Raw genomic sequence first — 24899 nt, forward strand, 5'->3', positions numbered from 1 at the left:
GCGCGCGCCATGTGCGACGGGAGCGGGCGGCTTGGCAAGGTCAAGTCGCTTTGCGTGCAACACGTTTCGATCTACAACTGATCGCCAGGCAGAGGTGGAGCGCGCGATGACGAAGACGGTCCTGGTTACCGGTGGCAGCGGTTATATTGCCGGCTTTCTGATCCGCCAGCTCGTCGCGCGCGGGTGGCACGTCAACACCACGGTGCGATCGCTCGCGCGCGAGGCCGAGGTCCGCGCGACGCTTGGCGTGGCGCCCGACGCGCTGACGTTTTTCGCCGCCGATCTGCTGAGCGATGCCGGTTGGGCCGAGGCGGTCGCCGGGTGCAGCCATGTCGCGCATGTCGCCTCGCCCTTTCCGGCGGGCGCGCCGAGGAACGACGACGACCTGATTGTCCCGGCGCGCGACGGTGCGCTGCGCGCGCTGCACTTCGCGCAGGCGGCGGGGGTTTCGCGCTTCGTGCTCACCTCGTCGGTCGCGGCGATCGCCTACGGGCACAGCGGCGATGCGCGGCGCTACACCGAAGCCGACTGGACCGATCCGACCGCGCCCGGCGTCGGCGCCTATATCAAGTCGAAGACGATCGCCGAGCGCGCCGCGCGCGACTGGATGGCGGCGCACGACACGGGGATGGAGTTCTGCTCGGTCAATCCGTCGGCGGTGCTGGGGCCACTCCTCAGCGACGACTTCTCGAGCTCGATCCAGTTCGTCCAGCGGCTGCTCGACGGGTCGGTGCCGGGGACGCCGCGGCTCGGCTTCGCGGTGGTCGACGTGCGCGATCTCGCCGACCTCCATGTGCTTGCGCTCGAGACGCCGGGGCTCGACGGCGAACGCTTCATCGGCGCGGGCCCGTTCCTGTGGATGAACGAGGTCGGCGCGATCCTGCGCGATGGCCTCGGCCCGCAAGCGCGCAAGGTGCCGAAGCACGGCATCCCCGATTTCGTCGTACGTTTGCTCGCGCTGTTCGATCCGACGATCCGCCAGGTCACCGGCGAGCTCGGCCGGACGCGTGCGCTCGATGCCGGCCACGCGCTCGCGCGGCTCGGGTGGCAGACGCGCGATGCGCGCACGACGATTCTCGATACCGCGCACAGCTTGCTCGATCGCGGGATCGTCCGAGTTTGAGCGCGGCGGCGGGCGCGAAATCCTCGCTGTGCGTCGCGGACGCTAAGTTTGCGGCTTTCCGCGCCGCGCTCATCTGATAGCAGGGGCGCATGATGTATCGCTCTGCTCTTCCTGCCCCTGCGCGTACCGCATTGCCGGAGTCGAAACGTGGCCACTGATACCCCGCTCGATCGCTTCAAGGCGGTGCTCGGCGGCACTGCGCGCGCGGTCGCGCACGAGCCCGAGATCGAGCTCGCCTTCACCGCCGACGCGCCCGCGCAAAGCGGCAAGCACATCAAGGTGCCGATGCCCGCGCGCACGCTCCCGCCCGAGCAGGTCGCCGAGGCGCGCGGGTTCGCCGATGGCTTCGCGCTGCGGCTGCGGCATCACGACACCGCGCTCCACGCCAAGGGTGCACCCGGCGACGCGGTCGCGCGCGCGGTGTTCGACTCGGTCGAGACCGCGCGCGTCGAGGCGCTCGGGAGCCGCGGCTATGCCGGGATCACCGCCAATCTCGACCGTGCGCTCGAGACGCGGCTGCGCGCCGATCCGATCACGCGCGCACGAAACCGCGACGAAGTCCCGCTGTCGACCGCGCTCGCGCTGATGGTGCGCGAGCGGCTGACGGGTGCGGCGCCGCCCGAGGGCACGGTCGCGGGGCTCGATCTGGTGCGCGACTGGATCGAGCAGAAGGCAGGACGCGACCTCGATGCGCTTGGCCTTGCGATCGACGATCAGCGCGCCTTTGCGGGTCTCGCCACCAAGCTGCTTGAGGATCTCGAGCTGATCGAAGGCGACATGATCCCCGACGAGGCCGATGAAGGCGGATCGGAGGAAGAGGGCAGCGAAGACCAGCAGGACGATCAGGGCGACGAGGGCGAGGACGAAGGCGAGCAGGGCCAGGGCGAGATCGAGGCGCGCGGCTCGGAGAGCGAGGCCGATAGCGAAGAGGGCGAGGGCACCGAGCAGGGCGACGATTCGTTCGACGACATGGATGGCGAGCCCGGCGACGAAGGCGAGGAGGGGATGCTCCCCGTCCGCCCCAACCGCCCGCTGTCCGACCCGTCGTCGCAGTTCGAGTACAAGGCGTGGACAACCGCCTATGACGAAGTGATTGCGGCGACCGACCTGTGCGACGCCGACGAGCTCGCGCGGTTGCGCTCGTATCTCGACCAGCAGCTCGTCCATCTCCAGGGCGCGGTGACCAAGCTCGCCAACCGGCTGCAGCGCCGGCTGATGGCGCAGCAGAATCGCAGCTGGGACTTCGACCAGGAGGAGGGCATCCTCGACGCGGCGCGGCTCGCGCGGATCATCGTCAACCCGACGCTGTCGCTGAGCTACAAGATCGAGCGCGAGACCGATTTCCGCGACACCGTCGTCACGCTGCTGATCGACAATTCGGGGTCGATGCGCGGCCGGCCGATCTCGATCGCGGCGATCAGCGCCGACATCCTCGCGCGCACGCTCGAGCGCTGCGGCGTCAAGACCGAGATCCTCGGCTTCACCACGCGCGCCTGGAAGGGTGGGCAGAGCCGCGAGACGTGGCTCGCCGCGGGGCGCCCGCCGCAGCCGGGGCGGCTCAACGACGTGCGCCACATCGTCTACAAGAAGGCCGATGAGCCGTGGCGCCGCGCGCGCCCGTCGCTCGGGCTGATGATGCGCGAGGGGCTGCTCAAGGAGAATATCGACGGCGAGGCGCTGCTCTGGGCGCATTCGCGGCTGATCGCGCGGCCCGAGGAGCGCAAGATCCTGATGGTCATCTCGGACGGCGCGCCGGTCGACGATTCGACGCTGTCGGTCAATTCGGGGTCGTACCTCGAGCGGCACCTGCGCCAGGTGATCGGCTGGATCGAGTCGAAATCGCCGGTCGAGCTGGCGGCGATCGGGATCGGGCACGACGTGACGCGCTATTATGCGCGCGCAGTGACGATCATGGATGCCGAGCAGTTGGGCGGGACGATCATCGAGCAGTTGGCGGCACTGTTCGATACGCCTTGATCCCGCCCGATTTGGCACGGACACCCGGGCTACCAGACGTCGATCGCGATCCCGCTCGGATCTCAGGCGTTCGGTCATAGGGAGTTTCGGATGACCCGTGCCGGGCAGCGCTATCGCAACCACAAGCTCGCCCGAGCCGCGGGCGTCATCACGCTTGCCATCCTTTCGGTCGGCGCTGGGGCACCCGACACCAGCCTCGACGCGGCCTTCACCGGGCGATGGCGGATCGACACCGCGTCGATCACCGGCGATGTCAAACCGAGCGTCTTTCGGGTGGGGACAGGGGTGTTCAAGCGCGACGACAACGCCCCTGTGAAAGCCGACGGCCAACCCCATCCCATCCCCAGCGATGGCTATGTGGACGAGCAGTCGATCACGATCGAGAGCGACCATGTCGTCAAGGAGATCGACAAGATTCGCGGAAAGCTGGCGTATACGGTAGCCTATGTCGTCTCGCCCGATGGCAACACGCTGACGTGGCACGTCGCGAGCTACACCAACCCGACCGGCCAGGCCGTTACGGGTGAAACGGTGCAGCGCCGTGTCGGGGCACCGGTGAAGGATGCGCATCTGCTGTCTGGCACATGGGTGCGCGTCAGCGTTACGTCCGATTCAAAGAACGACACGATCCTCAAGCTAGACGGCAAGCGCTTCAGTTCGCGGACCGACACCGGAAGCGGTTTCGACGCCATCATCGGTGGCCCGCCGGTCAAGTTCGACGGCGATAACTCGGGCGTCCGCGCGCAAATCACCAGACCGCGGCCCGACCTGATTGTCGAGACCGATCTGTCGGTCCGCGGCACCATCGACGACGTGTTTTCGATGCAGATGATGCCCGACAAGCGGACGATCCACGCGACCGGCGTATACGGCCCTGAGAATCGCTCGACGAGTTTCTACATGCACAAGCAGGGCGGATGACCGTAACCGCACCCGCCACCGGCTTCATCGGCCCCGTCAAACGCTCGGTGACGATCGCGGGGCATGCCACGTCGATCAGTCTCGAACCCGTCTTCTGGCACGTCCTCGAAGCCGCTGCGGCGCGGCGCGCGCTGCCGCTCAACGCGCTCATCGCGCAGATCGATGCGTTGCGGATCGTCGCCGAGGATCCGCCCAACCTCGCAAGCGCGCTGCGAAGCTGGATCCTTTCCGACCTCCAAGCAATCACTAGTGATACTCATTCGCAACAAGGTTGACAGTGCGAGTGACTCGCAATAGCGGTGTTTCCACAAGGGGAAACCGCTTTGACACCTTCTGCCGTTCGTAAGCCCGTCTATCTCGCTCTCTCGTGCGTCGGCGCGTTCGCCAGCCATCCGGCGTTCGCCGAGGATGCGCCGCCCGCGGCGGCGAACGACATGGATCCCGACGCCAAGCTCGACATCGTCGTCCAGGGCCAGCGCCGCACCGACCCCAAGCAAGTCGCGCCGCTGCTCGACACGCCGAAATCGATCCTCGTGCTCAACAAGGACACGATCGCGCAGACCGGATCGAACAGCCTCGCCGATGCGCTGCGCACCGTCCCCGGCATCACCTTCGGCGCGGCCGAGGGCGGCAACCCGATCGGCGACCGCCCGTTCATCCGCGGGTTCGACAGCCAGGGCAGCCTCTACGTCGACGGCGTGCGCGATCTCGCCTCGCAGAGCCGCGAAGTGTTCGCGGTCGATTCGGTGCAGATCGTGCGCGGCTCGGACTCGACGCTCGGCGGCCGCGGGAGCGCCGGCGGCACGATCAACATCCTCTCGAAGCTCCCACAAGCGAGCAGCTTCGGATCGGCGAGCGTCTCGTACGGCAATGCCGATTACAAGCGCGTCACCGCCGATGTGAACCTGCGCGTCAGCGACACCGCGGCGTTCCGGATCGAGGGCGTGTGGCACGACCAGGACGTCGCCGGGCGCGACGCGGTCTCCGCGCGGCGCTGGGGCATCGCGCCGAGCGTCACCTTCGGGCTCGGCACGCCGACGCGGCTGACGGTCGGCTTCTACCGGCTCGAGAGCCATGAGCTCCCCGACAGCGGTATTCCCTATCTGAACATTTGCACGGCGACCAATTGCGCGCTGCCCGCGGGCACTGTTTTTACGACGCCCGCGATCGGCACCGTCACGACGCGCGGCGGTCAGACGGGGACGATCTCGCGCAACACCTTCTACGGTCTCAAGAACCGCGACTTCCGCGATGCGACGACCAACCAGGCGACGCTGCGGGTCGAGCATGACTTCGGCGGCGGGATCACGCTGCGCAACACCGCGCGCTTCAACCATGACACGCAGGCCTATATCTTCCTGCTGCCCGACGACAGCACGGGCAACGTCTTTGGCACGACAACGACCAACACCGGCGGCAATCTGACGAGTGGCGGCTATGTCTGGCGGCGCGCGAACACGCGCTATGGCTATAGCAAGGCGCTAATCAACCAGACCGATCTCAGCGGCAGCTTCAAGACCGGCAGCATCAAGCACAGCTTCGCGGTCGGCACCGAGCTCGCGTGGGAGAAGACGCGGCGCGGCACCTATGTCGTCGCCTCGGGCTCGACGCTGACGCCGCGCTGCACGACCGCGACGGTCGCCCGCTATTATTGCACGAGCCTGTTCAACCCCAACCCCAACGACCCCTTCGTCAACTACACCAGCGACACGTCGAGCGTGCAGACGCCGATCGTTCGCGGCGCGAGCAACACCGAGACGCAGAACGACGCGCAGACGATCGCGCTCTATGGCTTCGACTCGATCACGCTGCTCCCGCAACTGATCCTCAATGTCGGTGCGCGCTTCGATCGCTTCAAATCGACCGTGACGCTGCCCTTCGCGGTCGGCGCGGTGCCGCTGCGCGTGTCGCGCACCGATGAGCTGTTCAACTGGCAGGCCGGGCTCGTGTTCAAGCCGACCAAGGAAACCAGCCTTTACGCCAGCTACGCCACCGCTGCGACGCCGCCCAACAGCCTGCTCGGCGAGGGTCGCGAGGACAATGCGCTGCCGACGACGGTTGCCACGCTTTCGGTGCTCGACTCGCTCAAGGTGCAGAAGACCAAGTCGTACGAGCTCGGCGCGAAGGCGAGCGTGTTCCACGAAAAGCTCGCGCTCGCAGCAGCCGTATTCCAGACCGACATCCAGAACGCGCGCGTCACCGCCGATGGCGGCAGCGTCGCCTTTATCGGCCGCACGCGGATCCGCGGGCTCGAGCTCACCGCATCGGGCGCGGTGCTGCCGGGGTGGACCGTGTTCGGCGGTTACACCTATCTCGATGCCAAGGTGGTCGATGGCGGTCAGAGCGCGCTTGCCGTGGCGGCGAATGGCGCTGCGCCGGCGACCACGGTCTATGTCGCCTCGGCCAATACCGGTCGGCAAGTGCCGCAGATCGCGAAACACAGCTTCACCGCGACGACCAATTACGAAGTCACCAAGCGCTTCCAGCTCGGCGGCAGCGCGATCTACTCGAGCCGCATCTATGGCGGCTATGCCGACAATCGCAGCGCGACGCAGACCGCGGCGGGCGTGGTGACGGTCGCCCCCGCGACGGTCCAGTTCGCGCGCGGCGTCCCCGCCTATTGGCGCTTCGATGCGCGCGCGAGCTATCAGCTGACGCCGAACCTCCAGCTCTCGGTCAACGCGCAGAACCTGACCGACAAGGTCTATTTCAACCAGACCTATACCAACCATTATGCGTTGATCGCCCCCGGACGCACCGTGTTCGGCACGCTCACGGCGAAGTTCTGATGGAGGATGTCACGGCGCTGTCGCGCGACGAGATCGCCGCGCGGCTTGCCGCACCACCAGCGGAACGCGCGGCGTTCATCCGCGCGTGTGCCAAAGCAGGCGAGGCCGAGGCGCAGGCGGTGTTCGGACAGATGCTGCTCGACGGGATCGATGTCGCCACGGATCCGCGCGCCGCGCTCGGCTGGTTCACGCGCGCGGCAGCGCAGCATCACCTGATGGCGATCAACATGGTCGGGCGGTGCTACGATCTCGGCTGGGGCACGCCGCCCGACAAACGCCGCGCGGCGGACTGTTACCGCATCGCGGCCGAGCGTGGGCTCGACTGGGGGATGTACAATTACGCGACCCTGCTCGCGCTCGGCGACGGCGTGGCCGAGGACCGACCGGCGGCGCTCGCGTGGTTCCGCAAGGCAGCGGCGCTCGGTAGAAATTTGGCAGGGGCCAAGGCGATCAACTTTGTCGGCAGCTTCCATGAAGACGGCTGGGTCGTTGCACGCGACATGCGTGCGGCGGCGTTGTGCTATGCCCGCGCGGCGCAGGGCGGCGATTTTCGCGGGTGCTTCAACCATGCGCGGATGCTCGGCGCGGCGGGGCGGATCGAAGATGCGATCGGCTGGCTCAAGCGCGCCGGCGCGAGCGCGACGCCGGCGTTCGTCGAGAAAGCCGCGGCGTGGCTTGCGGCCTCCGACATCGGTGCCTTCCGCGTGCGCGGGGTCCAGGCGATCCGGGGGGCCGCTTGCTGACGGTCATCCCGGATCTGCTCGACGCAGCGCAGGTCGCCACGCTCCGCGCGATGATCGATGCGAGCGACTGGATCGACGGCAACGCCACGTCGGGGCACCAGTCCGCGCTCGCCAAGCACAATGCGCAACTGCCCGAGGATTCGCAGGCTGCGCGCGCTGGTGGGGCGATCGTGCTCGATGCGCTCGCCGCCTCGCCACTGTTCGTGGCGGCGGCGCTTCCGCTCAAGGTGTTTCCGCCGCTGTTCAACCGCTACGCGACTGGCGACGGCTTCGGCGCGCATGTCGACAGCGCGATCCGCATCCGGCGCGGCAGCGACTTCCGCATCCGCAGCGACCTGTCGGCGACGCTCTTTCTCGCCGATCCCGACAGCTATGACGGCGGCGAGCTCGTCGTGCAGACGCAGTTCGGCGAGCAAAGCGTCAAGCTGCCCGCCGGTCAGATGGTGCTCTACCCGGCGTCGAGCCTGCACCATGTCGCACCGGTGACGCGCGGCGTGCGCGTCGCCTCGTTCTTCTGGATCCAGTCGATGGTGCGCGACACCGAAGCGCGCGCGATGCTGTTCGAGCTCGACACCGCGATCCAGTCGCTCGGCGCGCGTGTCGGGCAGGGGGATGCCGAGATCGTCCGGCTGACCGGCGTCTATCACAATTTGTTGCGCCGCTGGGCGGAGGTTTGAGTGAGCAAGATCGGAATGCGCAACGCCTGGTTCCAGGTGCACAAATGGATCGGTTTGATCCTGGCAGTGGCGATCATCCCGCTGTCGGTGACCGGCGCCGCGCTGGTGTGGGACGACGCGCTCGACCATGCGCTCAACCCGCAGCGCTACGCGACGAGCGGCGACGGGCTGCAGCCGATGCAGCGCTATGTCGCAGCGGCGCGCGGCCTGCTCGCGCCGGGCGACCGAATCGCCTCGCTTGCGCTCCCATCCGCGCCGGGTGAGCCCGTCATCGTGGTGGCGAGCACGGCGCCAACCGCCAAGCGTACCGCAGGACCGCCGCCGCGCAAGACCGTCTGGATCGATCCGGCGACCGCGCATGTGCTCGACAGCGCGGGTAGCGGCGGCGGGCTGATCCGCACCTTCCACATGATCCACGGATCGCTGCTGATTCCCGGCGTCGGGCGGCAAGTGGTCGGCTGGGTCGGGGTGGCGATGCTGCTGTCGTGCGTGTCGGGGTTGTGGCTGTGGTGGCCGACCGTCGGGAGCTGGGTCAGGGGCCTGCGCTGGCGGCGGCATCGCAACACCGATACAAATCTGCATCACCTGTTCGGCTTCTGGATCGCGCTGCCGCTGTTCGTGCTGTCGCTGACGGGGGCTTGGATCTCGTTCCCGCAAGTGTTCGGCGGCGCGCAGGGTGGGGCGGGCGGCAAGCCCGGTGCGCGCGCGGGTGGCCAGCGGCCGATGCCGCTTGCCATGCCCAAGCTCGCGCTCGACGCGGTCATCGCGCGCGGCAACGCCGTGTCGCCGGGTGCCATCACCAAGGTCGATTGGCCGACCGATCAAAAGCCGGCGTGGACGCTCGGCATCGCGCACGATGCCCGCGGCGTGACGGTCGCCGACGCCGATGGTGCCGCCAAGGTCGTGCCCGAGCCACGCGAACCACTCGCGCGGACGATGCGGCGGATCCACGACGGCACCCGGATGGGGCTCGTCTGGCAGATCGTGATCTTCCTCGGCGGGCTGCTTCCCGCGATCCTCGCGGTGACCGGGATCATCATGTGGTGGCGGTCGCGCGGCTGGCGCGCGCAGCTCAAGGCGAAGCAGCGCGCGCGGGGTGAAGCTGTTGTCCTAAGCTGATCTGGCTGGCCTACTTCTGAAACGTCACCCCGGGCTCGTCCCGGGGTCCACGGTGCCGCACGAACTGCCGAGGCAGGTCGCGCATCCCGGTGGACCCCGGAACAGGTCCGGGGTGACGGTTGTGGAGGGCTGCTACCGGCCCAGCAGAACGCGCGCCTGGCCCGCGATCTGCGCGAGCATCGCGGCGTTGGGCGCTGGCGCGAGCCGCGCACGATCGATCACCGCCTTGAACTGCGCGACGCGGCCGGCATTCTCGGCCAGCCACCCCTCGACCAGCGCCTGCGGATCGCTCCCGTTCCCGTTCGCGCCGCGACCGAGGAACTCGAGCCGCAGCTGCTGGAAATCGCGCGCCAGCCCTGCGATCAGCAACCGCTCCCACGGGTCGCTCGAGGCGATCCGCGCGGCATTGGCCTGCGCCCAGTCGAGACCCAGCGCTTGCCCCAGCCGCGTGAAGGCGCGCGTCAGCACCGCCTCGTCGATCCCGAGCCGCGCGCCGAGATCGGCCAGCCCGACCGCACCATCGAGCTCGAACAGCCGCACGACCTTCTGCACCAATTTGCCCGGCGCGCCTGCGGTCTCGAGCGTCGCGGCGATCCGCGCGCTCTGCGCACTCGCTTCCTCGAGCAGCAGCGCCTTGGTCTGCTTGTCGAGTTCGCGAATGCCCTTCGACAGCCGCGCGAGCACGTCACCCGGACGGCTGCCGCCGCGCGTGACGCGCAACAGATCGGCGATCTGCGAGCGCGTCGCCACCGCGACCTCGTCGAACAGCGCGATCCGCGCCGCTTCGGGCATCTCGGCAGTCTCGATCTCGCGCCACAATTCGGGCAGGTCGAACAGCCGTTCGGCGACGACGAAGTTCGCCGCGATGTCGCTCATCGCCGCGCCCTCTTCCTCGGCGAGCTCGAAGGGATAGAGCACGCCCATCCGGTTGACGATCCGGTTGGCGAGCTTGGTCGCGATGATCTCGCCGCGGAGGCGATGCTGGTCGATCGCCGTGCCGAACTTCTTGCGCATTGCGGGCGGGAAGGCGGCGTGGAGATCGGGCAGCAGTTCGGCATCCGCCCCCAGATCCGACCGCTCGATCGCGGCCTGCAGCGCGAGCTTGGCGGTTGCCAGCAGCACGGCGAGCTCGGGCCGCGTCAGCCCGCGCCCTTCGGCCGAGCGGCGCAGCAGATCGTCATTGCCCGCCAGCCCTTCGACCACGCGGTCGAGCGAACCGCTCGCCTCGAAAATCTCGATCAGCCGGACATAGCTCGGCACGTCGCGCGCGCCGTCAGCCTCGGCGATCGACAAAGCGAGCGTCTGCAGGCGATTGTCCTCGAGCACGATGTGCGCGACGTCGTCGGTCATGCTGGCGAGGAAGGTGTTGCGCTTCTCGTAGCCGAGCCGGCCCTCGATCATCTCGCGGTTAAGCGCGATCTTGATGTTGACCTCGTTATCCGAGCAATCGACGCCGGCCGAATTGTCGATGAAGTCGGTGTTGATCCGTCCACCACGCGCCGAAAAGGCGATGCGCGCGGCCTGCGTGACGCCCAGGTTCGCACCCTCGCCGATCGCCGTCGCACGCAGATCCTCGGCATCGACGCGCAAGCGGTCGTTCGCCGGATCGCCCACCGCGATGTTGTTCTCGGCGCGCGCCTTCACATAGGTGCCGATGCCGCCGAACCAGATCAGGTCGACCGGGGACTTGAGGATCAGTGAAATCAGCGCACCGGGCTCGATCTCGCTCGCCTCGATGCCGAGCGCGGCGCGGATCTGCTTCGACAGTTTGACCACCTTGTCGGTGCGCGCGAACACGCCGCCGCCCTTCGAGATGACCGACGCGTCGTAATCCGCCCACGACGAGCGGGGGAGGGCGAACATGCGCGCGCGCTCGGCCCAGCTCTTCGCAGGATCGGGGTCGGGATCGAGGAAGATGTGGCGATGGTCGAACGCCGCGACGATCTTCAATGTCTGGCTGAGCAGCATGCCGTTGCCGAACACGTCGCCCGACATGTCGCCGCAGCCGACGACGCGAATCGGTTGCGTTTGCACGTCGATGCCGCGCTCGGCGAAGTGGCGCTGGACGCTGACCCACGCGCCCTTGGCGGTGATCCCCATCGCCTTATGGTCGTACCCGACCGAGCCGCCGCTCGCGAAGGCGTCTCCGAGCCAGAAATTGTGCTCGAGCGCGATCGCGTTGGCGACGTCGGAGAAGGTCGCGGTGCCCTTGTCGGCGGCGACGACGAAATAGGGATCGTCGCCGTCATGGATCACAACGTCGGCGGGATGCACCACCGCGCCCTCGACGATATTGTCGGTGATCGACAGCAGCGTGCGAATGAACACGCGGTAGCTCTCGGTCCCCTCGGCGAGCCACGCATCGCGGTTCGACGCCGACGGGAGCTGCTTGGGATAGAAGCCGCCCTTCGCGCCGGTCGGCACGATCACGGCGTTCTTGACGCGCTGCGCCTTCATCAGCCCGAGAATCTCGGTGCGGAAATCGTCGCGCCGGTCGGACCAGCGCAGGCCCCCGCGCGCGACCGGGCCGGCGCGCAGGTGGATGCCCTCGACGCGCGGTGAATAGACCCAGATCTCGCGCCACGGCACGGGGGCGGGGAGGCCGGGGATGAGGTGGCTGTCGAGCTTGAACGCGAGCGCAATCTGCCCGGCTGAGGCAAACGCGTTGGTGCGCAGCGTCGCTGCGATCACGCTGCGCAAGCTGCGCAGGATGCGGTCGTCGTCGATCGCCGAGACCGCGTCGAGCCCGGTGTCGATCGCCGCATCGGCGACCTCGACGCCCGAGCGCGCGCGCGCTGGATCGTGCGCAGCGGCGAAACGCTCGATCAGCGCCGCGGCGACCTTCGGCGCACGCCGCAGCGCATCGACCACCGTGACGAGACCATAGGTCAGCCCGGCCTGGCGCAGATAGCGGAACCACGCGCGGAACAGCAGCACCGACGCCGGCGCCATCGCGGCATCGACGATCAGCCGGTTGAACGCGTCATTCTCGGCCTTGCCCTCGAGCACTGCCTGGATCGCATCCTCGAGCACCGTCGTATCGGCCGAAAGCCGCACGCCCGCCGCCTCGACGAGGAATTCATGGACGAAGCCCTGCTCGTCATCGGCAAGCGCGGTCGGCAGTTCCTCGATCACGCGGAAGCCGAAATTCTCGAGCACCGGGACCGCGTCGGACAGTGCCAGCGCGCCGCCCTGGCGGTAGATCTTCAACCGCGCCGCGCCGTGTGCGTCGCGGTACATCCGCACCGAACGATCCTCGGCGTTCTCGAGCCGCGCGAGGCGGATGATGTCCTGCGCGGCTTCCTCGGCGGTGTTGGCGGCGCGATAGCCCGCCGGGAAATTGGTTGCATGGCGCAACGCAAGCCGCGTGGCGCGCGCCGGCTCGACCAGATCGGCAAGCGCAGCCTCGACCGCGGGCACCCAGCCGCGCACCATCCGCGCGATCCGTGCATCGAGCGTCGCCGTATCGGGCATCACCCCGCCGCCGCGCACGTCGATCGTGAAGCGGATCAGCGCGGTGACGTCGTCCATCGCGATCGCCCAGTTTAGCAGCCCGCCATGCGCCGCCTCGACCAGCATGTCCCCGATCGCGATGCGCCGCGCGGTGGTCAGGTCGTCGCGCGGCAGCCAGACGAAGGCGAACAGATGCCGCCCGAGCACGCTGCGCACCAGGACCAATTTCGGCCGCGGGCGGTCCGCCAGCGACATCGCGGTGAGCGCGACCTCTTCGAGCGCTTCGGGGGTGAAGGCGGTGATGAGATCATGCGGCAGCGCGGCGAGCGCGTGCGTCAGCGCCTTGCCGGTATGCCCCTTGGGATCGAAGCCGAACTTCTGCTCGAGCGCGGCCAGATGCTTGCGCAGCACGGGCACATCCTGCGGCGCGGCGTTGAGCGCGCTGCTGGTCCACAGCCCGGCATGGATCGAAACGCCGACGATCTTCTTCTTCTCGCGCACCGGCACGACCGCGAGATCGAGCGGGAGATGGCGATGGACGCTCGAGATGAGATTGGACTTGAGCAGCAGCGGCGCCTCGCCACCCTTTTCGAACCACTGGATCGCGAGGGTGCGCGATGCTTCGGCAAGCATCGGCACCGGCTGCGGATTGCGCGCGAGGCCGAGCGTCGTCTCGGTCGTGCCGCGCCACAGTTCGTGGCCGAGCAAGGTGAAGTTGCGATCGAGCAACCAAGCGAGCATCTCGGCGCCCTCGCCCGCCGGGAGCGTCGCGATGTCGGCTGCCATCGCGTCCTGCAGCGCCTGCCAGTCCTGCACCGCGGCGCGGACATCGGCGAGATTGCGCTCGAGCTCGGCCACCAGATCGCGCCGCTCGCGCGCATCGGCGCGTTCGAGCTCGATGTAGATCATCGATTCGGCAGGCCCCGAATCGTCGACGTCGACCAACTGGCCGTCGGCGTCGCGAATCACACCGAGCACGGGGTGGATGATCCGGTCGATCGAAATGTCGTGTGCTCCGATCGTCGCGGCGATCGAATCGACGAGGAAGGGCATGTCGTCATTGACGATCGCCAGCCGCATCCGGCGGCGCGGGTCGGTACCGGGCAGCGGCTCGAGCGCGATCCTGGCGGTGCCGGGACTGCGCCGCTCGGCAGTCGCGGCGACGAACGCGGCAGCGTCGATTCGCTCGGTCTTGCCGAACCCCTGTATTTCGCCCGGAAGAGCACCCTTGGTCAGTCGGGCAGCAAGCGCGTCCGACAGCGATTTCAGCGTGGTTTTAGCCATGCGGGCCCCTATGCGCCCGACGCTGCGCGACCTCAAGACTTGTGGCGGTGCACAATTTTCGAGGTCGTGCCGCGCGGTGCGCGCGTCAGACCGCGCTGCGCATCGCCCGCTCGGTCAGCGCCGTGTCGTCTCCAAGCGTCGCGACGATGTCGAGCATTCCGCCATCGTTGGCGCGCGCCAGCAGCACGACATAGGCGCCGCGCTCGAGCGGGGTTTCGATCGCCACGCTGGCGAGCGTCGGGCGCGAGGCGAGCAAGCCCGCGCTGCTCGCGCGCGGTTTGGCGACGGGCGTCCGTGCGGCGCGTTCGGCTTTGACGATCCCCTTGATGCCACCCTCGAAGCCTTCGAGGAAATCGCCGAGCTGTCCGGTCGCAACGTCGATCCGGCGCGCGTAGGACAGCACCGCGGCATATTCGGTCAACCGCGTCTTGTCGTAATCGGACCCGAAGACGAGCTTGACCACTGGCGTCATCGGCGCGCGGAGCTGGACGACGATCCCGGCCGATTCGAGCAACGCGCGGTAGCTCTGCGGATCGGCATCGGCGGCGGCGGCGAAATCATGCGCCCGCCCGAGCGCACGATAGAGCGTCGCGCGGCCACGGACGTCTGCAGCGCGCACCGCGGCGGCGGTTTGCTGCGCAAGCATCAACTGATCGGCAAGATTGCCGCTGGTAGCCGCGGCGGCCGCATCGTCGATGTCATCGGCTTCCGCCGAATCGAATCCAGCGCTCGGCCCATCGGCCCAGATCGGTGCTGCCGGCGGCGCCATCGGCGCACTGCTGACCGCCGCTGCGATTTCGGCGTGAAGCTTGGCCTGCGTCTCGGCGTCGACCAGCTCCTTCCAGTTGATCACGCCATAGATGAAGTCGATCGATTCGTCGTCCGACGAGAAGGGCATCAAGATGCCGCGATACAGTGTGTTGTGGCCACGCACGCCGACGAATTCGGCCTCGAAGCCGATCGGCGAGCGATTCGCGATGATCTGCAGATAATGGTCGGTCAGCCGCGACAGCAGCGAGCGGCTCGGCACTTGCGAGATGTGCGTCACCGACGAATCGAGGCTGCACTCCTCGCGCAGCGCGCGGCCGAGATAGGCGATCGCCGGGTTTTCGATCCCGAGCGAGAAATCGAGCAGGACGCTGTGCGGGCCGAAATCGGCGATATTGGCGGGATCGAGATCCTCGATCGAGGGATAGGCGCGACCGCCAAGCAGCGACACCCAATGGTTATAGGCGCGAACGTGCATGCGGCGCTCGTCGGTGCCGACGTCAATCTGTGTTTCGGCAACGCCGTTTCCCGCGCTGTCGACGGGCGTGTCGTCGATCTCGTCGCCCTCGACTTCGCTGTCGAAGCGACCGTCCCCGAATCCGCGAACACTGTCCATTGCACAACCGTCCTATTTGGCCCGCCCCACCGATCGGGCGACTGTCCTAACCGGCGTGTGCACTGCGCGTGGTAAACGCGGAGTAAAGCCTCGCTTTTTTGCGCGCCATTGCGCCTGAGGCGGCGAAGCGGCTTGTCAGCACGAAAACCACCTGTTAAGCGCCCGCCCTCGCACCCGTTCACCCGAACGGCGCGACGCCGCTTTAGCTCAGTTGGTAGAGCATCGCATTCGTAATGCGGGGGTCACAGGTTCGAGTCCTGTAAGCGGCACCATTTTTTATCATTATAAAACAATAACTTGAGTTGGCCCCAATCCGTCTCTGTGCTTGTCGTCGTGGCTGTCTTTTGACACCGACCAGCATTACCATCCGGCTGAGACCCGATCCGAGGTCAGCTGGAGGCCCATGTCGACCGATAAACCCGTGATGTCTGGATCTCGATCGGCCAAACTCAGGTTGAGGGAGGCTAACGGCACATTCAGTAAAAGTCGTATATGGGTGGAGAGAGATAACTTTTACGGAGACACGAAGTTCAGCAAAGGCAATCCTTATATAATTGTCGGCTTTGATACTGAATTCAAGACTCCCGAAAAGCCCGTAACCATCGATGAGATGAAGGCCGGCTCTGCAAAGTACGTTGTCCTGTCGTATCAGGTTCATTGCAGCGTCTATGATCCGGACCAGCCGGATGTCCAAGAGTGGAGTGCAATTTGCTATCCGGAGCCGGGAGACCGGATGACGTTAGCTGACCTTCTGGCATTGGCGTTCTGGAAGGGAATATCGACGGGGGCTGTTAAGACGTTGCCGACCCTAGTGTATGTCGTCGGTCATTTCACTCGGGCAGACGTACCCGCATTTGCGGACTTTAAGAGTCTGACGTCACAGATCGCTGCTGTCAGATCGACTTTTACCTCCGTCGACAAAGGGGTGAAAATCGTCACGCAGTTCGACAACGACCAATCCGTTGAGCACCTTGTTATCCTTCGGGATACGATGCTGCTGACGCCTGCAACGTCCAAAAGCCTTTGGGAGCTTGGTAAGCTCGTCGGCGTCCCCAAGATATCAGTGGATCCCGACCCGGAGCGAGAACTTTTTTACAAGAAAAACATGGACATCCTACTCCGTGACAAACCAGATGTCTTTGAAAAATATGCGATTAATGATGCTTTGATATGCGTCAAATATCTTGAACGCCTTATCGACATGTACGCCGGGATTCTTGGCAAGCGCAAAGCGCCCGCCACTTTGACTGCCATCGGCGTCGATCTACTGATGAAAAAGTGGAAGACCGATCTCAAGATCGATCCGCTTGAGGTCGTTGGGAAGCAGAAGATCGTTAGGAGAACGTACAGCAAGCGTTTGGGTTACTTCAAAATCGAGAAGGTTAACGTCCCGCTCGAACAGGTCGCCTTTTACCTTCCTCTTGCAACCGAGTGTTACCACGGTGGACGAGGCGAGCAGTTTTGGTTTGGTCCTGCATTCATTGACGATTGGACCGATTACGATCTTGCCGGTGCCTACCCGACAGCCATGGCGCTCATAGGTTTCCCTGATTGGTCCAACATCCGGCAGTCCACCAGTCTCGACGACTTCACTCCCGGCACTTTGGGGATGGCCAACGTGCGGTTCGAGTTCCCCAAAACCGTCCGCTTTCCGACGATGCCGGTACGATCTGAGAACGGCCTCGTCTTTCCAAGAACCGGTGTCAGTAACTGTTCGGCGCCGGAGATTGCGTTAGCCCGTTCGCTCGGTGCGAAACTGAAGATCTTGCACGGGGTCATCGTTCCAACCGATCCGGGTAAACCTGTCTTTCGCGATTTCATCCGGGAGTGCGTCGCGAAGCGCCTGTCTTACCCGAAGGGCTCTCTAGATGCCCTGTTTTGGAAAGAGTTGAGCAATTCCAGCTACGGGAAAACCGCTCAAGGCCTTCATTCAAAGCGCGTCTACGATCTGCGTGATCAGGAAATGAAGGATTTGCCGCCGAGCAAGATCACCAATCCGTTCTTTGCAGCGTTCATAACGTCGTTCGTCCGCGCTGCGCTCGGTGAGGTAATGAACGGCCTTCCTGAGAACGTATGTGTTTTTAGCTGCACGACCGATGGTTTTCTGACGAACGCGACCGCTGACCAGATCAGCGATGCATCTGCGGGTCCGATCTGTAAGCTGTATGGTCAGAGCCGGGATATGCTGACGGGTGACGCTACAATTCTAGAGGTGAAGCATCGTGTCCGTCAGCCGCTGGGTTGGCGGACAAGAGGGCAAGCGACGCTTATCGAAGGGCAGACCGACAAGGGGGATGGTGTCAATATCGTACTTGCGAAAGGGGGTATTTACACCGCTCAGGAACTCGACAGCACGCGTTTGCAAAACGCATTCATAACAAACCTTTTTTTGAAGCGGAGTCCTACTGACCGGATTGAGATGGCTACTAAGACCGGCATCCGTGACATGATCAATTTTGACGCCGACCTCGTTGAAAAAGAAACGTCCAAACGCTTAAATATGGAATTCGACTGGAAGCGCAGGCCGGTAGCTGCGTGGGATAATGAGGCGCCTCAGCACCTCGCTTTTACGACTGACGCTTGGGAAACGATCGACCAGTTCGTCGAGATGCGAGGCTATTGGGAAGCGTTTGGAATAGACCCACGACGCTGTCTGAAAAATAAGGGCGATTTCCACGCTTTCGCTGTCTATGTTCTCTCTCAATCCGCCCTTGGCAAAGCCGGAGCAAGGTATCTGAAAAAAACGGATCCTGACTTAAAGCGCATTCGGCAATCATTATGTGCTGCTTGGCGAAATTCTGAAGCTGGCCTCACAAAAAAGGTTGATGGTAAAACTGCTGAGCAATTTGCACAGTTGCTTACGAGCGCCGGTATCATCTGTAATCGTCAAGATGTGGAAAATGCCCGCTCAGGATTTAAGCCCAAAAATTGTCCTAAGACTCCTGCCGTGGTCAATGCTCTGGTCAAGCTCTCCGCAGTTTTCCCGAGTTTGGAAATTGATACACTGGTGTCAAGCAACGAGGGAATCGACTTGATATCTGCGTTAGACGCAATCGCTACGTACATACCGCAGGGTGGAGAACCGTCGACGCTCTAGATCACGTCGATATAGGTACTCGCCGGTATCGGCCAATTGCTTCGCAGGGCGTTCTCAACCCTTGCAACAAAATTGGTATCGGCTGCCGCTCGCACTCCGGTGTAGTCATTTCCCGCGTTCCATGTTGGCAGCCGAAATGCCAAGCCCGCAATGTCGTTGTTGCCGACAACATCAGAGATATAAGCAATCCCAGCACCGGTGACCCGAATTTGCCTGTTTTTGCTGTCATCCTCCGAGGCCAGTAGTGCGACCACATCGTCTGAAGTGAAGCTACTGTTGAGATCAATTTTCAACTGGTCGTCCTTGTCACTGACTTAGGCGCGTCGGCGCAAACCTATTCCGCTTAATGCGCGAGGATCCCTACGTTCCGCGGTTCGGGGTAACTCGTATTAAATAAATTCAGGACGATCATCATCAACCATTTTCGTCAGCGATAAGTATGGGGTCTATCTAACCCCTTTACCGTCGTCGGAGAATGATGAACCACGCCCAAGCCCTCCAATACCGATCGGCATTCCGCGAATTTGCCCAGACTAGCCACTGGAACGCACCGCATGCGGTAACCCTGACGATGAAGCAGGGGCGTGTGGTTCACTCGGGACGATCTCCGATCCACCTGGTTCTGACGCCCTATGAGGCATCGGTAAACATGAGGCATTTTACTAATCGGCTGAATAAAGCAGTCTACGGAAATGCGGCAAGCCGTCACGGGATGCGTGTTCCCATCATAGCGGTTCAGGAGGGTGGGAGCGGCATCAGGCTTCACTATCATGCAATCATTGATTGCCCCCATGTCGATCTCGTGCCGGGGTTTCCGTCGTTGATCAATGAGTTGTGGGGAAAGACCCCGTGGGGGCATCGGGAAATTCAAGTTCGATCCAATCCTGATGAAGGGTGGATCGACTACATAAGCAAGGCGTGCACCAAGTCTGATTACGCAGATGCGTTTGATTGGACGAATTGCCACAATCCTAGACCGCTGAGTTAATACTCCTCTCAAAGATATTGCTTTTATCAAAACCAATTGAGGTTTGAACGATGGTTCGATCCTTGATTCTATAGATATGTCTAAAGCATATTAGATATCTAACAATAAACTAAGCTATCTAACAATATAACCTGCACATTGTAGTTCGCCGAAGGCGAGTCACGAAGTGACCCTTCCGCAACAAGCTTCAAATCATTTTAAACAATAAATAAAGTATCTATAACAGAGGATGCCAACAATGAATAATACGTCTTTATATGCACTCGTTAATTTTCGATATAAAAAGGATATGCTGGAATCTTTCGATCGTGTCTGTCTCTTGAGTGGGAAAACACGAACTCAGGTACTGAGTGAGATGATGAGGAAATTTGTATCGGAGGCAGGCCCAGAGCTGGCTTCGAAGGTTTTGGCCGAGCGATCTTTGAATGAGCGGCTTAAAACGGCCGTAGAACGTCGATCGGTCGTTGAGACGATCGATCCGCCCAGGAAATGGTCCTCGGAGGTGTATCGGCGTTTAAAATCGTTCTCATCGCCAGATTTTGATCCGGTTCGTTGAGATGCTGACGAAGTCGGTATCTCCGAAAACGAAAGCGGAGTTGATGGCGGCGCTGCAGCGGTCGTCGTTTCGATCGGTCGAGGTGTATGAGGGAGACAATCTCGGGTCTTTACCGTCTCTGGATCGGCTGCGACGGGCTGGTGCCTCTGTGATTGTCGTTGCCCGGTAAGTTCGGACGATCCTGGTTGGAGAAGCTGCCGGTCCGGAGTCGACCAGTTGTGGACGTTGTGAGAGGTGATACCCTCCCTAGATGAACCCACTTTTTCTAGCCCTGTCGCTATTGTCCTTCGATGCGACCGCTCCCGTGCCGGTTGCGGCCCTGAGAATTGATGGTGACGCATCTACTTTCGTGGTTCAGGTGACAGGCGGACTTCACGCCGGCTACCAAATCGCGATCGATTGCACGGAAAAATGCGCAAGCCCGGTTCATTATCGCGAGACGACCAGCGACACACCTTTAGGGCTATTTTCTCGCGATCAAAACGACTTGCTGTTTTCCACATGGTCTACAGGTTCAGCCTATCGCGTGATGGTCTGGTCTGTAGCGGGCGACACCGTGCGGAAAGTCGTGGAACTGTCCAGCCGGGGCACCCCCAACTTCGTGTCCGACGCTTATGGCAGGCCGACAATCGAAACCTATGAAGGCGAGAGCGTCGCCGTCCCGCTACGTCGGGTGCGTTGGACCTTCGTCAACGGTCACTTTGCTCGTTCTGTGTCGAAAGGCAGCTAACTACTAGTTCGAGACGTTCCCGGCGATCCGCGCCGCTGCCGCAGCCGGACAGGCCGAAAACGACCACTTGCGGACATTCATAAGTTTTGCGGATTGGATCTCGCTGCCTCGCAGGCGGCTATAGCTTCGCTCACAAGTTCGTCGAACCACTCGTCGTCAGAGCTTCCGGTGAACGCTTTTAACGGCGCAACCAGAGTAGGATCGGCAACGATGGCGGCTGCCTCAAATATGTTGACGGTCGCCGAGGGATTGGCAAGCGCGCTTCTGACGTATGGCAGCGCAAGAGTCCTGTCTCTTTGTGCCAGTCCCCGGATGGCTTCTGCCCTAACACGCTCACTTTGGTCGTTAGCGAATGCTATCAAAGCTGATCTTATTTCCGGCGTATCGAGATCAAGATTGCCTAAAATGAACGCAGCCCAATCGCGGTTAGCCGCATCCTCATCTGCGATAAACCCGATCACTTTGCTGAGGTTGGCATCGGCATACTCGCTTCCCGTCAGTGGAGCTTCCTCATTAAGCACCTGTATTAAAAAGTCGGACGAGGGGTGATAGTCTGCGGTCATGGAGCGTGATTACCACAAATTAGTTCATGTCTGCTTTCCACCAAACGCGGTCGTTCCTGATGCAAAAATCAATAGTTTTGCATCAACTAACTCACGAGCCGACCTGACCTCACGTCGCCGGCCTACTACTGTATTTCGAAGCAGCGGATGTATTAATGCGATAGCCGTCGGGCGTCCTCACAAGATCGCTATGTAGGGGGATGGTTGAGCGATTGACGATCGGTAGTGACAATGTACCTGGCCATCGTGCTTTGATTTCGCGCATCGCCTTTTCTTGAAAACGAAGGGCTGGTTTCTCGTTCTCACCTCGCGCGAACATGATCCAGACCTGACCAAGATGATCAGCCTGATCAATAATGGTGGCCCAAGATTCTTTGTCGTCCGTTCCTCGCCATATGGCAGCGTGGATACTCATTTTAGCTTGCGGCATTGCAGCCCCGGTGTCCCGTAAATCGTCGTCGCTCGCAGCGTCAACGTGCGCTCCTTCCGCCCGCGCCGTATCACGTAGGATAGCTAGAAACTCTGCGCGATCCTTGACCTGGGGGAGCGGGACCTCGAAGGCAGCAACAGTTTCGTTGCTGACCGGCTGGGTTGCGACACCGCACGCTGCGGCAGCAAAGAACATTGTGAGAAGTGCCAACATCCGCATCGTTGCAAGGTATCGCGGTTCAACTGCTCGTCAATGCCCGCTTCGGATCACATTTCCACGCTCGTGATGCGAAAATCACAGGTTTCGCATCGGATGGAAAACCGCACGAAACCGACCATTGTTGTGATGCACAACCTTGATGCGTTTCGAGTGCAGCGGCCCGTTGTGGTGGTTAGCTGCCGTTCCGAGTGCCTACGCCGAACTGCCGCTGACGCAACCGGCGCACCAGATGGTAGGGCAGTAGCGACAGTCCAGCCCACGGCAACAGCGACGCCAGCACGAAAATGCCGACGAACGATAAGCTGGATCCTAGTTGACCAGCCTCTGTAACGCCAAGTGCGCCAACTGCTACGGTCAGCGGGGTCAGCGCCCATATCCAAATCAATATGGAACGGACGCGGGATCTTGGCAGCAGGCCTATAGCCGCGCCACCCACAACTGCGAGCAGTGCAAGGTGCCAAACCTCTTGGGCGATCAGCTCGTCGAACATGGTTGGATGCTACGCCCGGCGCCGAATGTCCGCAATTGATGACGTGGGCGGCTCTTCTTCTGAATCATCCGCAGGCATCCCGCTGAAGGGGTGGGGAGCCGTCCACGTCATCAATTGCAGACACTGCATCATTGTGCGAGCGTATGTGGGTGAAGCTCCTGCTGCCTTTGGCGCTAGTTACGATGGGCGCGGCTCCGGTCGACCATCCTCGCACCTACCTTCTTTCAATCGGGCGGATACCGCTGAAAGATACAGAGAGCATTGAGGCTTTTGCCATAAAGACGTGGGGCGTCGAATTTAAATCAGTGTGCAGCATTCCAGGCGGCTGGCGGATCAAAGCCGGTAGTAGTGCAACGCCGAACGGCGACCTTGAGGGAGAAGGAAGCCAGGGCGCGACGTGGTTCAATACCGCCAGCCCCAAAGAGCTTCGTAACTTCGTTCTCGTTACTCTGTACGCGCCGGTGCAGCGTGTTGGCATTGGTTCACCCGATAATGGTGTCCCGGCGACGTTCAAGGGAACCGCGACTGTTAGCACTGACAACGGTGATGTGCAGCGCGTGCTTAGCTATCGAAACATCACCCTCGTTCCAGCACGTCGTTGTCCTATTCGATAGATCCGGTTTCCACCAAATGCCGAACGTTCCGGAGCCGATCGCGACGAATGACCACAATCGCGCAATTGCGGTCAACCCCCGGTCTGTGACATTTTGCCCGAAGCAGACGACTGGAATCCGAATGTTCCCTGTTTCTTGCGGGTCGCTCCGGTCATTCAGGCTCTGCCATTAAATTGCTTCACTAACTCTGTGTGTTCGAAGCCTGAGTAATCTTTAAGTCGCTCATCCGCATGGTAATGCGGATCGGAGAAGGCGACTTAAGCTTTGGTCCCATTTCAGCAATCAGAGCATCACCTGAACGTCTAAGATGATATGTCCAATTTGAGTTCGGGTCACGACAAGACGGAGCGCCATAATGGATAGTGGCATAGTGGTTTGCTGTGTTGATCGCTAGACGCGCCTTTTCATATCCAACATTGGTTTCAGGAGCCTCGGAACAGGATGCTAGAGCCATAGGAAGTGCGAGCCAATAAGCGTTCACAAGCTAATCCTCCGCGCGCTTCTAACCGTTCAAACTTAAAATACGATGCGACCGATTACCACCACCTATCGCCGTTCCGGCATCGATCCAGCGCGCGCATCGCCTGAAAGCGGACGAGCAGAAATCGACCAGAACTGGACGTTGCCGCAGCTGTCGCCTGGTCGCTAAGCTGTCGGGGAAGGAGTGCTGCGAACGATGGGAGAAGATCGGCTCATTCCGCCGGGTACGCGAGTTCGTCTCGACAGCCTTGTGAACGACGATGATCAACCAACTCCCGAGTTTGGTGTGGTCGTTCATTGCTGGCTCGATGATGAGATCGGTATGTTCGACTGCTACGTTGCGTTTTTCGGCGCTGAGTTTCCCGACGGAAAGCCTTCAGAGAAGCCCTACGTCCTACGTTATGCCGCAACCTCGTTGGCGGCGCTGACACCCCAGTTGCGGACGTTTGGCATTGGCGAGTAACATCATGGGGATGACCGCCGAACAACTTTCAAAATTATGGGCTTTCGCTCGGGGAGATATCGCTGAGACAACCTTTGAAAATTGGTTTCTTGCGCAGGACGAGCTCGAAGCTCCGCTCGGAGAAGACCTGCATTGGAGCCTTGCTTCAGCCGATTATCGCGACAGGGACGTGGTATGGAAACTTCGTAAGTCGCTTGCTCAACATCTTAGGGCGCACGAGAAGTGCGAATGCGCTTCCATTCGGGACCTCGCAGCCATTCCGATGGGTGGTGATGGACTCGATGAGCGGGTGTTTGCAACCATTGAAAATGTCCGGGATCATGGAGGCGGTCTTTGGTGGCTTCATCTCTCGAAATGTAGCGAATGTGGTCAGCATTGGATGATCGCTCAGGAAGAGAGAATTTTCGACGAATACTTCCTACGACGGATTAGCAAAGGAGCGGCAGAAGGTATATTGTCTAACACTTGGCCGGATGAATTTATAACCTACGAGCGCGTTCTAAATATTGGTCACACTTTCGCCACGCCCTGTGTATCCATGGACGCAATGTCGGGATCGTTGATCTGGTCAGCAGAGGATTTGCGAAAAGTGCGTCCAGAAATCACCGTTGACGAGATTGCGCGATTGCTTGGAGTGACGCCTAAGAACGCGAAGCGCCTGCTTCAGGCCAACGGCAGACAACCACCACGTTGAGCCGTTCCTGCGTCGTCGATCGATACGAGCCGCCTAAAAGCTGACCGGCGGCTATCGGGCGGGAAAGCAGTCGGTTTAAATTCGACCAAACCCCGCCATTCAGGA

20 protein-coding genes and 1 tRNA gene are annotated in these 24899 nt (G+C 62.4%); 15 read left to right on the forward strand and 6 right to left on the reverse strand.

What is annotated here, in order from left to right:
• The first annotated feature begins 106 nt into the window (after positions 1-106).
• From ACP7C5_RS08760 to ACP7C5_RS08795, 8 genes are all read left to right on the forward strand, one after another.
• A complete protein-coding gene (locus ACP7C5_RS08760; protein WP_426263947.1) occupies positions 107-1123 on the forward strand; it encodes an SDR family oxidoreductase in 1017 nt (338 codons plus the stop codon).
• Positions 1124-1270: 147 nt separating this feature from the next.
• Positions 1271-3100: a cobaltochelatase subunit CobT gene (cobT, locus tag ACP7C5_RS08765; protein WP_426263948.1), complete on the forward strand. Its 1830-nt coding sequence runs from the start codon at positions 1271-1273 to the stop codon at positions 3098-3100.
• A gap of 90 nt (positions 3101-3190) precedes the next feature.
• The gene (locus ACP7C5_RS08770) at positions 3191-4021 is read left to right on the forward strand and encodes a hypothetical protein (protein WP_426263949.1); all 831 of its coding nucleotides are present in this window, start codon (positions 3191-3193) and stop codon (positions 4019-4021) included.
• Positions 4018-4296, forward strand: coding sequence for a ribbon-helix-helix domain-containing protein (locus ACP7C5_RS08775; RefSeq protein ID WP_240698991.1), 279 nt, complete (start codon positions 4018-4020; stop codon positions 4294-4296). The genes ACP7C5_RS08770 and ACP7C5_RS08775 overlap by 4 nt, the downstream gene beginning before the upstream one ends.
• 48 nt (positions 4297-4344) lie before the next feature.
• Positions 4345-6810, forward strand: coding sequence for a TonB-dependent receptor (locus ACP7C5_RS08780; RefSeq protein ID WP_426263950.1), 2466 nt, complete (start codon positions 4345-4347; stop codon positions 6808-6810).
• Positions 6810-7553 (forward strand): tetratricopeptide repeat protein, encoded by a 744-nt coding sequence (locus ACP7C5_RS08785; RefSeq protein ID WP_426263951.1) that lies wholly within the window; start codon positions 6810-6812, stop codon positions 7551-7553. Before ACP7C5_RS08780 ends, ACP7C5_RS08785 begins: the two co-directional genes overlap by 1 nt.
• Positions 7547-8230, forward strand: coding sequence for a Fe2+-dependent dioxygenase (locus ACP7C5_RS08790; protein WP_426263952.1), 684 nt, complete (start codon positions 7547-7549; stop codon positions 8228-8230). The genes ACP7C5_RS08785 and ACP7C5_RS08790 overlap by 7 nt, the downstream gene beginning before the upstream one ends.
• Positions 8231-9349: a PepSY-associated TM helix domain-containing protein gene (locus ACP7C5_RS08795; RefSeq protein WP_426263953.1), complete on the forward strand. Its 1119-nt coding sequence runs from the start codon at positions 8231-8233 to the stop codon at positions 9347-9349. It abuts the gene before it with no gap.
• Between the two features lie 132 nt (positions 9350-9481).
• On the opposite strand, the gene ACP7C5_RS08800 is transcribed toward ACP7C5_RS08795, so the two are convergent.
• The gene (locus ACP7C5_RS08800; RefSeq protein WP_426263954.1) at positions 9482-14086 is read right to left on the reverse strand and encodes an NAD-glutamate dehydrogenase; all 4605 of its coding nucleotides are present in this window, start codon (positions 14084-14086) and stop codon (positions 9482-9484) included.
• Between the two features lie 85 nt (positions 14087-14171).
• Complete coding sequence (locus ACP7C5_RS08805) at positions 14172-15470, reverse strand: PAS domain-containing protein (protein WP_354289117.1); 1299 nt, start codon at positions 15468-15470, stop codon at positions 14172-14174.
• A 196-nt stretch (positions 15471-15666) separates the two neighbouring features.
• Between ACP7C5_RS08805 and ACP7C5_RS08810 the strand changes: the two genes are divergently transcribed.
• A tRNA-Thr gene (locus tag ACP7C5_RS08810) sits at positions 15667-15742 on the forward strand.
• 131 nt (positions 15743-15873) lie between these two features.
• Positions 15874-18567 (forward strand): DNA polymerase, encoded by a 2694-nt coding sequence (locus tag ACP7C5_RS08815; RefSeq protein ID WP_426263955.1) that lies wholly within the window; start codon positions 15874-15876, stop codon positions 18565-18567.
• Here the strand turns inward: ACP7C5_RS08815 and ACP7C5_RS08820 are convergent.
• Positions 18564-18860 (reverse strand): hypothetical protein, encoded by a 297-nt coding sequence (locus ACP7C5_RS08820; protein WP_426263956.1) that lies wholly within the window; start codon positions 18858-18860, stop codon positions 18564-18566. The genes ACP7C5_RS08815 and ACP7C5_RS08820 overlap by 4 nt on opposite strands.
• Positions 18861-19138: 278 nt before the next feature.
• Between ACP7C5_RS08820 and ACP7C5_RS08825 the strand changes: the two genes are divergently transcribed.
• Together ACP7C5_RS08825 and ACP7C5_RS08830 are read left to right on the forward strand one after the other, a co-directional pair.
• A complete protein-coding gene (locus ACP7C5_RS08825) occupies positions 19139-19555 on the forward strand; it encodes a rolling circle replication-associated protein (RefSeq protein ID WP_426264268.1) in 417 nt (138 codons plus the stop codon).
• Between the two features lie 806 nt (positions 19556-20361).
• Positions 20362-20841, forward strand: coding sequence for a hypothetical protein (locus ACP7C5_RS08830; RefSeq protein ID WP_426263957.1), 480 nt, complete (start codon positions 20362-20364; stop codon positions 20839-20841).
• A gap of 77 nt (positions 20842-20918) precedes the next feature.
• Here the strand turns inward: ACP7C5_RS08830 and ACP7C5_RS08835 are convergent, their stop codons facing one another.
• From ACP7C5_RS08835 to ACP7C5_RS08845, 3 genes are all read right to left on the reverse strand, one after another.
• Positions 20919-21404 (reverse strand): HEAT repeat domain-containing protein, encoded by a 486-nt coding sequence (locus tag ACP7C5_RS08835; RefSeq protein WP_426263958.1) that lies wholly within the window; start codon positions 21402-21404, stop codon positions 20919-20921.
• A gap of 109 nt (positions 21405-21513) precedes the next feature.
• Positions 21514-22044, reverse strand: a complete 531-nt coding sequence (locus tag ACP7C5_RS08840) for a hypothetical protein (RefSeq protein WP_426263959.1) — start codon at positions 22042-22044, stop codon at positions 21514-21516.
• A 181-nt stretch (positions 22045-22225) separates the two neighbouring features.
• Positions 22226-22543, reverse strand: coding sequence for a hypothetical protein (locus ACP7C5_RS08845; protein WP_426263960.1), 318 nt, complete (start codon positions 22541-22543; stop codon positions 22226-22228).
• A gap of 149 nt (positions 22544-22692) precedes the next feature.
• Here ACP7C5_RS08845 and ACP7C5_RS08850 point away from each other — a divergent pair, with 149 nt between their 5' ends.
• The 3 genes from ACP7C5_RS08850 to ACP7C5_RS08860 all read left to right on the forward strand — a co-directional run bounded on the left by ACP7C5_RS08850 (position 22693) and on the right by ACP7C5_RS08860 (position 24794).
• The gene (locus tag ACP7C5_RS08850; protein WP_426263961.1) at positions 22693-23157 is read left to right on the forward strand and encodes a hypothetical protein; all 465 of its coding nucleotides are present in this window, start codon (positions 22693-22695) and stop codon (positions 23155-23157) included.
• A 676-nt stretch (positions 23158-23833) separates the two neighbouring features.
• Positions 23834-24100, forward strand: coding sequence for a hypothetical protein (locus tag ACP7C5_RS08855; protein ID WP_189677916.1), 267 nt, complete (start codon positions 23834-23836; stop codon positions 24098-24100).
• A gap of 10 nt (positions 24101-24110) precedes the next feature.
• Positions 24111-24794, forward strand: a complete 684-nt coding sequence (locus tag ACP7C5_RS08860) for a hypothetical protein (protein WP_426263962.1) — start codon at positions 24111-24113, stop codon at positions 24792-24794.
• Positions 24795-24899 lie beyond the last annotated feature (105 nt).

Origin of the sequence: Sphingomonas sp. PWP1-2 (assembly GCF_049898305.1) — a bacterium.
Classification (GTDB): Bacteria; Pseudomonadota; Alphaproteobacteria; order Sphingomonadales; family Sphingomonadaceae; genus Sphingomonas; species Sphingomonas glacialis.

Bases quoted from the DNA above. Each gene is read 5' to 3' on its own strand.
- ACP7C5_RS08770 (WP_426263949.1), top strand. From the start codon at position 3,191: ATGACCCGTGCCGGGCAGCGCTATCGCAACCACAAGCTCGCCCGAGCC.
- ACP7C5_RS08785 (WP_426263951.1), top strand. From the start codon at position 6,810: ATGGAGGATGTCACGGCGCTGTCGCGCGACGAGATCGCCGCGCGGCTT.
- ACP7C5_RS08775 (WP_240698991.1), top strand. From the start codon at position 4,018: ATGACCGTAACCGCACCCGCCACCGGCTTCATCGGCCCCGTCAAACGC.
- ACP7C5_RS08835 (WP_426263958.1), bottom strand. From the start codon at position 21,404: ATGACCGCAGACTATCACCCCTCGTCCGACTTTTTAATACAGGTGCTT.
- ACP7C5_RS08845 (WP_426263960.1), bottom strand. From the start codon at position 22,543: ATGTTCGACGAGCTGATCGCCCAAGAGGTTTGGCACCTTGCACTGCTC.
- ACP7C5_RS08800 (WP_426263954.1), bottom strand. From the start codon at position 14,086: ATGGCTAAAACCACGCTGAAATCGCTGTCGGACGCGCTTGCTGCCCGA.
- ACP7C5_RS08760 (WP_426263947.1), top strand. From the start codon at position 107: ATGACGAAGACGGTCCTGGTTACCGGTGGCAGCGGTTATATTGCCGGC.
- ACP7C5_RS08825 (WP_426264268.1), top strand. From the start codon at position 19,139: ATGAAGCAGGGGCGTGTGGTTCACTCGGGACGATCTCCGATCCACCTG.
- ACP7C5_RS08815 (WP_426263955.1), top strand. From the start codon at position 15,874: ATGTCGACCGATAAACCCGTGATGTCTGGATCTCGATCGGCCAAACTC.
- ACP7C5_RS08855 (WP_189677916.1), top strand. From the start codon at position 23,834: ATGGGAGAAGATCGGCTCATTCCGCCGGGTACGCGAGTTCGTCTCGAC.
- ACP7C5_RS08860 (WP_426263962.1), top strand. From the start codon at position 24,111: ATGACCGCCGAACAACTTTCAAAATTATGGGCTTTCGCTCGGGGAGAT.
- ACP7C5_RS08805 (WP_354289117.1), bottom strand. From the start codon at position 15,470: ATGGACAGTGTTCGCGGATTCGGGGACGGTCGCTTCGACAGCGAAGTC.
- ACP7C5_RS08830 (WP_426263957.1), top strand. From the start codon at position 20,362: ATGAACCCACTTTTTCTAGCCCTGTCGCTATTGTCCTTCGATGCGACC.